This is a genomic window from Escherichia sp. TW14182 (assembly GCF_000208525.1).
Classification (GTDB): Bacteria; Pseudomonadota; Gammaproteobacteria; order Enterobacterales; family Enterobacteriaceae; genus Escherichia; species Escherichia ruysiae.
Genome location: NZ_AEJZ01000329.1, coordinates 1 through 11,277, shown reverse-complemented (window position 1 = coordinate 11,277; position 11,277 = coordinate 1). Strand labels below are relative to the sequence as shown.

The 11,277-nt window shown below is 50.9% G+C and carries 3 protein-coding genes and 1 pseudogene; 1 reads left to right on the top strand and 3 read right to left on the bottom strand.

Annotated features, from left to right (window positions below; genetic code table 11):
• Window positions 1–26: 26 nt before the first annotated feature.
• Together ydcF and hrpA are read right to left on the bottom strand one after the other, a co-directional pair.
• Window positions 27–626, bottom strand: a pseudogene (gene ydcF, locus EQY_RS0121060) (DUF218 domain-containing protein YdcF); the annotation flags it as partial.
• 271 nt (window positions 627–897) lie between these two features.
• Window positions 898–4,800 (bottom strand): ATP-dependent RNA helicase HrpA, encoded by a 3,903-nt coding sequence (gene hrpA, locus EQY_RS0121055; RefSeq protein ID WP_000139588.1) that lies wholly within the window; start codon window positions 4,798–4,800, stop codon window positions 898–900.
• 200 nt (window positions 4,801–5,000) lie between these two features.
• Between hrpA and azoR the strand changes: the two genes are divergently transcribed.
• Window positions 5,001–5,606: an FMN-dependent NADH-azoreductase gene (gene azoR / locus EQY_RS0121050; protein ID WP_000048934.1), complete on the top strand. Its 606-nt coding sequence runs from the start codon at window positions 5,001–5,003 to the stop codon at window positions 5,604–5,606.
• Window positions 5,607–5,745: 139 nt separating this feature from the next.
• Here the strand turns inward: azoR and EQY_RS26665 are convergent.
• On the bottom strand, window positions 5,746–11,277 hold a 5,532-nt coding region (locus tag EQY_RS26665; protein WP_000299596.1), incomplete at its 5' end, for a pectate lyase-fold domain-containing protein.

The window sequence follows — 11,277 nt, the reverse complement described above, 5'->3', positions numbered from 1 at the left end:
TAATGGGGGGGATGTGTTCATTACATTTCCAGTGGATTAGCAAATGCAACACTGTCTGCGTCATTCACTAATTGTGGTATAAATCCCGGATAACTTAACCAGCGTGGTGCATCGGGGTTGTCCCCGGTCATACGGCGGAACGTCGCCATCGTGCGCCGCTGCATGGTGGGGTCCTGCACGACGATAGCCGTGTGAACCCGCTCTTTGGCCTGATTCAGTAACGCGATACTGAAGCGGGCATTTTCTCCGCAGTTTGTTGACTGGTCTTCAATCAAGATTTTTTCATGTGGAATATGCCAGAACTGATGGGCAATATCCGCCAGGATGGTAGCTTCTGACCTGCCTGTTGTGCGAATGGTGTTGTAATGCGGATGCCGGGCGATGGCACTGTATAAAAACGTTGTCGAGTGACCGATACCACCGCTGATCAGTAAAGGAATTTGCTGATCTCGGGCAATCTTGCAAGCGGCGTCGATAGTAGGGATAACCGCATTACCTGCAAGGATCACGCAATCAGCCTGATACGGAGCAGCACCGGAGAAATCATCCTGCGCCAGCCATCGACCGATAACGTTTATGGCATCTATGGTTGCCGGCGAAAGCGTCGGAAACGGGGTAATGTTCATGGTTCCTCCTTATCGTTCCCTTAAGAATACTGCGTGAGATAATAGTGAGAAGCGGAGCACTCTGAAAGGAGGAAGTCGTATTTCCTTAACCGCCACTCCGCAAGCCTGACATATCTTTTAAGGAAATGCTGTAGATAAACATTATTCATCTTGCAGCAGAGAATTGTATTTTTCTGAACTCCTGAATTTTGCCCTTACCGTTTTTAGAATTAATATAAAACCCGGCGCTAAATGCTTACCGGGTTTTAGATTTATCAACCAGATTGCAGCGTTATCCGCTAATCTGCTCCATCGCCTGCAAAATACGCTTGTCAGAAATAGGATAAGGCGTACCAAGTTGTTGAGCGAAGTAACTGACGCGCAACTCCTCTATCATCCAGCGAATCTCTTTCACGTCTTCATCCTCACGCCGTGCTGGCGGCAGTTTGTTGATCCACTGCTGCCACGCCTGCTGAACGTTTTCGACTTTCAGCATCTGAGCACGGTCACGATGCGGGTCAACCGCCAGTTTTTCCAGTCGTTTTTCAATCGCCTGCAAATAACGCAGCGTGTCACCCAGACGTTTGAAACCGTTACCGGTGACAAAACCGCGATATACCAGCCCGCCCATCTGCGCTTTGATATCTGAAAGTCCCAGCGCCATCGTCATATCAACGCGCCCTTTCAGGCGTTTATTGATATTGAACACCGCTGTGAGGATTTGCTCGACCTGCTTCGCAATATCCACCACCGTATCGTTCAGTTCGGCACGCACTTTTTCATGCAGCGCAGCAAAGCCTTCTTCCGTCCAGACAGGGCCACCGTTGGCATCGATCAATTTATCCACACCGCAGGAGATACAGTCGTCGATCAGATCCAGCACTTTGCCATACGGGTTAAAGTACAGCCCTAACTTGGCTTTGTTTGGTAACTTTTCATGCAAGTACTTGATCGGCGATGGAATATTCAGCAGTAGCAAACGGCGAAGACCGTTCCACATCGCTTGCTTCTGTTCCAGCGGATTATCAAACAGTTTGATCGCCACACTGTCGCGCTCATCCACCAGCGCCGGCCACGCCTTCACTTTGTAGTTGCCGCGCTTCTGCTCGTAGCTTTCCGGCAGTTGCCCAAAGCTCCAGATATGTAAGCCGCTCTGCTCGATACCGTCATCCGCCACCGCAGACAGCGTTTCCTGCACTTTGCCTTTCAGCGCGTCTTTCAGATCTTGTAGCGAGCGCCCTTCTTTTAGCTTCTTGTTTTTGTCATCCACCACGCGGAAGGTGATTTTCAGGTGATCGGGCACCTGATCCCAGTGCCAGTCCTCGCGGTCAACGGTAACGCCGGTCATCCGCCGCAGCTCGCGCTCAAGGCTGTCGAGCAACGGCAGCTCCAGTGGCGTGACGCGGCCTAAGAACGCTTCGGCGTAGTTTGGCGCGGGTACAAAATTACGCCGTACCGGTTTCGGCAACGATTTAATCAGAGCAATCACCAGTTCGCGGCGCAGACCGGGGATCTGCCACTCAAAACCGCTCTCTTCCACCTGGTTAAGTAACGGCAGCGGAATATGTACCGTCACGCCGTCCGCATCCGCCCCCGGCTCAAACTGATAACTTAAACGCAGCTTGAGATTGCCCTGATGCCAGAAGTTCGGGTAATCCAGCTTGCTGATTTTTTCCGCACCTTTTTTGATCAACATGCTCTTTTCAAAGTTGAGCAAATCAGGCGTTTCGCGGCTGACTTTTTTCCACCAGCTGTCGAAGTGACGTGCGGAGATCACATCGTGGCTGATGCGCTGGTCGTAAAACTCAAACAACGTTTCGTCGTCCACCAGAATATCGCGCCGACGTGATTTGTGTTCCAGCTCTTCTACTTCCGCCCGCAGTTTCAGGTTTTCGCGGAAGAATACGTGCCGCGTCTGCCAGTCACCTTCCACCAGCGCGTGGCGAATAAAGAGTTCACGACATAATGCCGGATCAATCTGGCTGTAGTTGACCTTACGCGCAGCAACAATTGGCAACCCGTAAACGGTGACTTTTTCCGTTGCCATCACCGCGCCTTGCGCCCGTTCCCAGTGCGGTTCGCTGTAGGTGCGTTTAATCAAATGCTGAGCGACGGGTTCTACCCATTCCGGATCGATGCGTGCCGCAATACGCCCCCACAGACGGCTGGTTTCTACCAGTTCCGCCACCATTACCCATTTCGGTGGCTTTTTGAATAAACCAGAACCGGGGAAGATGGAGAAACGCGCGTTACGTGCGCCGGTATATTCCTGTTTATCGGCATCTTTCATGCCGATATGCGAAAGCAAACCGGTCAGTAAGGCGATATGAATTTCGCGATACTCCGCCGGTTCGCTGTTAACCGGAATGCCAAGTTCTTTTACTACCTGGCGCAACTGGGTGTAGATATCCTGCCATTCGCGCACCCGCAGATAGTTGAGATAATCGGTACGACACAGGCGACGGAAGGCGTTAGAAGAAAGCGCCTTTTGCTGCTCGCCAAGATAATTCCACAGATTTACAAACGCGAGGAAGTCGGACTCTTTATCGTGGAAACGACGATGTTTCTCATCCGATGCCTGCTGTTTGTCCATCGGACGTTCGCGCGGATCCTGAATGGAGAGCGCGGACGTGATAATCATCGCCTCACGCACGCAGCCATGTTTTTGCGCTTCCAGCACCATCCGCGCCAGACGTGGGTCGACAGGCAACTGCGAGAGCTGACGACCGAGCGGCGTCAGTTTATAGGCGCTGGCCTGTTCATCAGTGGTGATCGCGCCCAGCTCTTCGAGCAGACGCACGCCATCCTGGATATTACGTTTATCCGGTGCTTCGACAAACGGGAACGCAGCGATATCGCCCAGCCCCAGCGCGGTCATCTGCAAAATAACCGAGGCCAGGTTGGTACGCAGAATTTCCGGGTCGGTAAACTCCGGGCGCGAGAGAAAATCGTCTTCGGAATAGAGACGAATACAGATCCCTTCTGACACACGTCCGCAGCGACCTTTACGCTGATTAGCAGAAGCCTGCGAAATCGGCTCAATCGGCAAACGCTGCACTTTCGTGCGATAGCTATAGCGGCTGATACGCGCCGTACCGGGGTCGATAACGTATTTAATACCCGGTACGGTCAGCGACGTTTCCGCGACGTTGGTCGCCAGCACAATGCGCCGTCCGCTGTGCGACTGGAAGACGCGGTTTTGTTCGCTGTTAGATAGTCGTGCGTAAAGCGGCAATATTTCGGTATGACGCAGATTCAGCTTGTTCAGCGCATCGGCGGTATCGCGAATTTCCCGCTCGCCGCTCATAAAGATCAGGATATCACCAGGACTTTCCTGGCTTAGCTCTTCTACGGCATCGAAAATGGCCTGCAACTGGTCTCGTTCGGTGTCATCCGCTTCTTCAACAATCGGACGATAGCGCACTTCCACCGGATAAGTGCGACCGGAAACTTCGATAATCGGCGCATTATTAAAGTGGCGTGAGAAACGTTCAGGATCGATGGTCGCCGAGGTGATGATCACTTTCAGATCTGGACGACGCGGCAGCAACTCTTTCAGATAACCGAGCAGAAAATCAATGTTCAGGCTACGCTCGTGCGCTTCGTCGATGATGATAGTGTCATACTGCATCAGCAGGCGATCCTGCTGGATTTCCGCCAGCAAGATACCGTCAGTCATCAGTTTGACCATCGTATTGTCGCTTACGTGATCGCTAAAACGAACCTTATAACCGATACAACCACCGGGCTCGGTCTGCAACTCTTCAGCAATACGGTTCGCTACCGTTCGTGCCGCCAGGCGACGCGGCTGGGTATGGCCGATCAGCCCTTTAATCCCGCGCCCCAGTTCCATACAGATTTTCGGTAACTGGGTGGTTTTACCGGAACCCGTTTCACCGGCGACAATGACGACCTGGTGATCGCGAATCGCTTCGAGAATGTCCTGTTTTTTCTGACTAACCGGCAAATTTTCCGGATAAGTAATCTCCGGACGCGCCGCTTCACGCAGCAGGACTTTCCCTGCCGCCTGGTCAATCTCTTTCGCCATCTCCTGGAAAATGGCCTGTTGTGCATCAGGATTTTTAACCTTCTTCACACCGTGCAGACGGCGAGAAAAACGCAGTCTGTCGCGCAGCATCAGCGAATCCAGCCGCTGCTGCAAAGCAGTAAAGGTCAATTTTTGTTGTTCTGTCATAACGTTAGTGGGCAGTAGTCTGCCTGATTAATTTTCTTTTAAATGATAGATATAGAGTACCACATCGCGGCTTTCTATGCGTTGTTCAATAAATTCGAACATAGACTTCGATTTATTGCGCTATCTCTGTGGCAGGATTGTGAATAAAGTGTCAACAAGCAACGGGGCATCGCCCATTCAAACATCTATAAGGAAACACCATGAGCAAGGTATTAGTTCTTAAATCCAGCATCCTGGCAGGGTACTCTCAGTCTAATTTGTTGTCCGATTATTTTGTTGAACAATGGCGCGAAAAGCACACTGCTGATGAAATCACCGTGCGTGATCTGGCTGCAAATCCGATTCCGGTGCTGGATGGCGAACTGGTTGGCGCTCTGCGTCCGAGCGATGCGCCGCTGACCCCGCGTCAGCAGGAAGCTCTGGCTCTTTCCGATGAGCTGATTGCCGAGCTGAAAGCCCATGACGTTATCGTAATTGCGGCACCGATGTACAACTTCAACATCTCGACTCAGCTGAAAAACTATTTTGACCTGGTTGCGCGTGCAGGCGTTACTTTCCGCTACACCGAGAACGGTCCGGAAGGTCTGGTAACCGGTAAAAAAGCCATCGTGATTACCAGCCGTGGCGGTATCCATAAAGATGGGCCGACGGATCTGGTGACGCCGTATCTGTCTACATTCCTGGGCTTTATCGGTATTACCGATGTGAAATTCGTCTTTGCGGAAGGTATTGCCTACGGTCCGGAAATGGCGGAGAAAGCGCAGGCAGACGCCAAAGCAGCAATTGACGAAGTTGTTACAGCATAAGTTTTAAGAGGCCTCCTGCAACTGTGGGAGGCTTTTTATTGTTATCCCTGAACGACCTCTTGAGGAGGTTGTTTAGGGATAACGATAAAAAAACCGCAACCTGTATCAGCGTTGCGGTTTTTGTGTCGCAGATTAAAAATCAGAACGTTTTCTTAAAGTTCAGCATCACGCCTTTATCGCTGATGCCGTCCTCTTTCCAGTGGTAAGCGTCCAGATGCAGCGAACTTTCTTTGCTGCTGTACTTCACGCCAACGCTTGCCAGGCTATTGATACCGCCGCCCTTCTGCCCGTCGTCAACATTAAAGTACTGACTGCCAGCTCCGGCAAGACTTGCTGTACGCTGGCTCTTCGCATAACTCAGGTTTGGGCCACCTTCCAGCGTCGCATTCGCGCTCCAGCCGTCTTTACCTGCGTAGTCCAGTTTCAGGCCAACGATGCCGTCCACCGCCGTTTCGCTGCCGCTGTTCATATTCAGGTTAAAGTCACCGGCGTTGCGTTCCTGATAACCGCCTTCCAGCGTGTGGCGCAGTTTCACTCCGGCATACGGCGTTATTTTCAACCCTTCGCGTGGTTCAAAGGTTTTCGCCCCTTCGCTGCGGAACTCCAGGTACTGCTGTTTCACGTTGGTATCGGCTGTTTTACTGACGTCGCCGTAGGCTACGGCACGGCTGCTGTCGAGGTTATGAACATCATAACGCAGGGCGTTATTCCAGCTCATCCCGTTTTCGAACGCCATCTGGTGCTTCAGTCCAAAAAACTGGCTGTAGCCGCCGGTTACGCCGTTGTCCCCTGCCGTGTCAGAACCGTTACCATCCAGACGGGCGATCCCATACTCCAGGCTCAGGCTCTGGCTTTCACTCAGGTCGAGAGTTTTACGCAGCGCCAACATGTCATATTGCGTGTCGTTGCCCAGTTCCGCGCGCGGATCGCCTTTTGCCACCACGTTGAACGCCAGACCGTTGCCCACCTTCGGTGCGGCATCCGCCAGCATACTGAAGCGGTTGCTTAACACCCGTGCTTCACGGAATACGGTGGTCGCCTGACTGCCGCTGATTTGCTTAAGCGCACTGTTAAGCTCCGCCGTGGTGCCTACGTTCAGACTGGTGTATAGCTCGTTATTGGTGTAACCCGCGTCCAGCGCCTGCGCAACATCATTCACCGAGGCATCGGTAGCCACATCGGTATAAGCGTTTTTGTTCATGGTGACGTCAACGTTACCGCTGGCATCGGTGCTACCCTGCGCATTCCACACCACAGAGGTGGAGGTGATGGCATCAGCATCCGTCAGGTTACTGCCCTGCACCACGTTATCGAAGGTGACTGTAGTGTCTGCTGTGCCTGCGGCGAAGCCGGTGTTGATTTCCACGCCGCTCATGCTGGCATTGTTTACTTTCAGCTTACCGGCGCTACCATCAGCGTTGGTTCCCACAACGTAGCCGTTGAGGCTGTTGGTGCCGCTCTCTTCGCCCGTTGTATTATCAACAAACGATGTCACCGTGGTATTCGGCACATCCGGCAACGTGTAATCGCCGTAATGGACTTCGGTGGAGTTACCGTTGTTACCGTTAATACCTTCCACGTTCACGCTGTCGCCCTGTTTGATCAGGCCTGACCCGGTTACGCCATCGGCGATCACTACCGTACCGTTGTTGACTACGTGGCCATTCGTCCCCAGCATACTGAACGCATAAGAATCATTGGCATAGATATTAATGGTGCCATTGTTCTCAATAACTGCGTCCGCCGTGGCATTGGCATCCAGTTGCATACCAATCAGGCCGGTATCGGTCGTGCCTTCCGTTCCCAGATTAATAATGCCCTTATTGACCAGTTGCGCGTTATTATTCCCTTCCATCGCCACGGTATTATTGCCGCTGATGTTCATGGTGCCGTCATTCTGCGCGACATAGTTGGTGTGCGTGAATTTCACGGCGCTGGCGTTATCATGATCGAAATTAATCTCACCTTCACTCATGTTCCAGAAGAACGCGTCCGTAGCTGCGGCGTTACTGGCGCTGACAACGACTGATTTGGCGGTTGAATCCACTTTACCATTGTTAATAAAGCGCCCGTTACCCCCCCAAATATTGACTGCGCCGTTGTGGGAGGAGTTCGTCAGTGACATATGCCCGGTGTTGTAGAGTGTGCCAGACTGGTTGATGTGAACGGCGTTTTTGTTGTTATCGAGAATAAATTCGCCGTGGTTGTTAAAAACGGCATTGTTATCGATTTCCAGCATCCCGGCATTACTGTCTTCGCTGCTGTTGCCCAGAATCCAGGTGCCGTCGTTATTCACCACTGCATTATTGGTTAATTTAGAACCATGTTTTACAATGCCGTCTTTTTGGTTATTGAAGATGCCGTTCTGTTGGTCGATGCGACTGGTGACGGTGCCACTGTTGTTAAAGACGCCTGCTTTCTGCACCAGTTTATTAATCGTGCCGTTATTGTTCACCTGCGAAGTATTTTTGCCAGCATACATTGTTATCTGGCCAGAAACCGTGCCATCGTTATTCAGCGTGCCGCCATCAATATCGATATTGCTCAGTGTGCCCGCGTTATCGACCTCGCCACCTTCGTTCAGTTTTATCAGGTTATTGATAATTCCTGTTGCGGTATTTTCCAGTTCACCGTTCAGCACCGTCACCACTGGGCCAGAAATCGTACCGGAGTTGATGACGCTGCCTGGCGTGGTGTTAGTAATCACCACAGACTGAGCGAAATTCGTTGACTGCCCTTCGGTGCTGAGCGTGTCTCCCCCGGTGTAGACCAGGCTAACTGCCGGATCGGTCGGGTTATACTCACTGGAATTTTCACAAACGCCCAGCGTGCAAATGGTACCGTAATTAATAATGGTGCCTGAACCGTCGGTATAAAAAGCCTGGCCGACACCGGTATTAATATTAATCACGCCGGTCTTGTCGTTAATCGCCACGCCACTGCCAATCGCGCCCATCGCAAATAGCTGGTTATCCTGCTGCTTAGTGACGTTTTCATCCGCCGTCAGGTTAATGGTGCCCTGGTTTACCGCTGTACCGCCATTAAGTGCTAGCATACCAAAACCTTCATTCTTGACGTTGATGGTTCCGGTATTTAGCCCGGTAGCATCAGCCCAACCGGCGTCGGTTGAGCCTATCAGCATACCACCGCCCATCAAGTAAACAGTATCAGTTTGCCAATAAGTTTCACTGGTGATATCGCCGTTCTCATCCATAGTCGGAATAAAGCTATCGACGTTTATTTCTCCGTCATTGCTGGCGGTACCTTTTGATGCAGAAACCCCATAGGTTCCTGCGCCGTGCAGATTGATTGTCGCGCCACTTTGGTTTTCGGCTTCCCCATAACCGCTTGCGAGCACCGCGTAGTAGGTTCTGTTAAGCCATCCCAGGGGATAAGCGCCTTCTCCCCCTCCACCAACCGGAGAGAGCGTAGATGTCAGATTAATTACCCCACCTGAGGCATTGGATGCGAAGCTATCTTGCCCGTTAGAGCGCATTACTGCTGTTTTACCATCACTCGAACTGTCTGTTCCGGTTTTAACATTCATTGTTCCAGTATTGACGATCCTGGCACCGCTAACAGCAGTCATGATTTCTTTCGCCGCCGAGGCGTTAATGATTCCTTTATTCTCTGCACTCGAACCAATACCATTCGCCGAAATGATCGAGTTATGACCAAAAAAATTGGAGTCGCGAACCGGACTGAAAATATCCGTAACGGAGTTTTCATCAATTATAACCTGACCGCCTCCCGTAACATAAAAAAGCGACACTGTACTGCGCACTGCGGTAACATCCAGAACAGAATGCCCACTGATATTAACCGTACTCTTACCAGAGACATTAATACCATTAATAACATGACCGCCGGTATCCCCTGTTATATTTATACCGCCATTCAGATTAATGACATTATCATCCCCAATAACAACCACACCATCCAGTTCAGGCTGTTCGTCGTGTGCAGCACCAAATAAAGGAGAGTATGCTTCAATATTTAAATTACCGCTTAAATTAACCGTGTTATTTTCACCGGTAACAATTAAACCGTTAAGATGTTCATCGGATGTCGTCGGCGATGTGTTCATATCTGAGGCCAGATTGATGTCACCCTCCAGCGTTACCTGGCTATCATTTCCGGCAATACTTATGCCCGTCGCCCCCTGGAAATTACCGCTGTCATCCCGCTCATGCGTGACATTTATATCGCCACGCAGAGACACCAGTTCACGATCGCCAACGAGGGAAACACCAATGGCATTTTGCGAAACATTAAGTTCACCGATGTTACCGAACTGCTCATCATCGCCTTCGATCAGTACACCAACAGAATCTTTGTCGATAACGGTGATTTTACCAGTATTGCCAATTTTGGCATTTTTACCTTTTATATCAATACCATGCGAGGAACCACTAACGTAAAGATCGCCGTTCTGAAGAATGCTTACATCATCACCCATAACTCGCGTTCCGACGGTATTTTTACCATCTACGGACATATCACCGGAAATTTCAAGATTGTTGCCGTTGCCAGATAAATTTACGCCCGTCGCATTTTCGCCCGCAATGCTCAGCTCATACGTTGTCAGCGTGATGCTGTTATCGTTGCCGTTTACTTCCAGACCCGTAGTGGCGTCGTTAACAGACATCTTGCCTGAAAGTGAAACACTACCTTCGTTACCGGCAACTTTAATCCCTGTACCGCTATTGTTAGTGGTGATATCCCCCACGTTGACAAAGGTTGCATTATCGCCATCGATCAGTACACCGAATGGATTACCTTCGTGCCCCTTATCACCAACAGTAATATCACCAATGTTCATGAACGTGGCGTCACTGCCATCCAGTAATACGCCGATGGATTTATCATCCACCACGGTAATATTGCCTTTGTTACTGACAATGGTGCCATTCCCCGTAACGTCAATACCGTGTGCAGCGTCACTGACGTAAAGATCGCCTTCCTGCTTGATAAGTGCGTCATTACCAACAATTTTGGTCGCTGCCGAGTTTTCGCCATCGACGGTCATATTCCCTTTATTATCGATAGCGGCATCGTCACCGTTAATCAGACTACCGGTACCGCCGTTGGTAAATATGGCGTCGCCCTGGGTATTAATCGTCGAGTTGTTGCCGTTAACAATAACGGCTGTACCGCCATCCACTTCGGTTTCGCCATTGTTATTGATGGTGATGTCATCACCAGTCAGGATGCCCACCACGGAACCTTCGCCAATCGCAGTGGTTTTCCCGTCATTGTTCAGAACAATATTATCGCCTTCCACGGTCATTACCGTACCGCCATTCAGCGCAGTGTTGCCGCCCAGGTCGGTAATAATGGCGTCACTCACTTTGATATCGTTGCCTGTTGTTCCATCAACCACCACGCCGGCTTCTTTGGTGATGTGGATTTTGCCTTCGTCGTCGTAGCTCCAGATGATTCCGCCCGCTTTGTTAACGCCTTCGAAGACTGCCGTGTTGCTGTCTTCATTTACTTTCCACTGCTTAACGATTGTCTGGCGACCATCTTTTGCCGTCAGGGTATAGCTGCCATCCGCATTCTCGGTGTAGGTAAAGGTAGCGTTACGGATCTGCACCGTTTTTTCAGCTTGATCCCAGGTAACGTTGTTGTTGTATTTGATCGGATCCGGTTTGTCATCCGGCGGTACTGG

What these genes read in the sequence shown, in the direction of transcription:
- hrpA (WP_000139588.1), bottom strand. Translation starts at nt 4,800, where the DNA reads ATGACAGAACAACAAAAATTGACCTTTACTGCTTTGCAGCAGCGGCTG.
- azoR (WP_000048934.1), top strand. Translation starts at nt 5,001, where the DNA reads ATGAGCAAGGTATTAGTTCTTAAATCCAGCATCCTGGCAGGGTACTCT.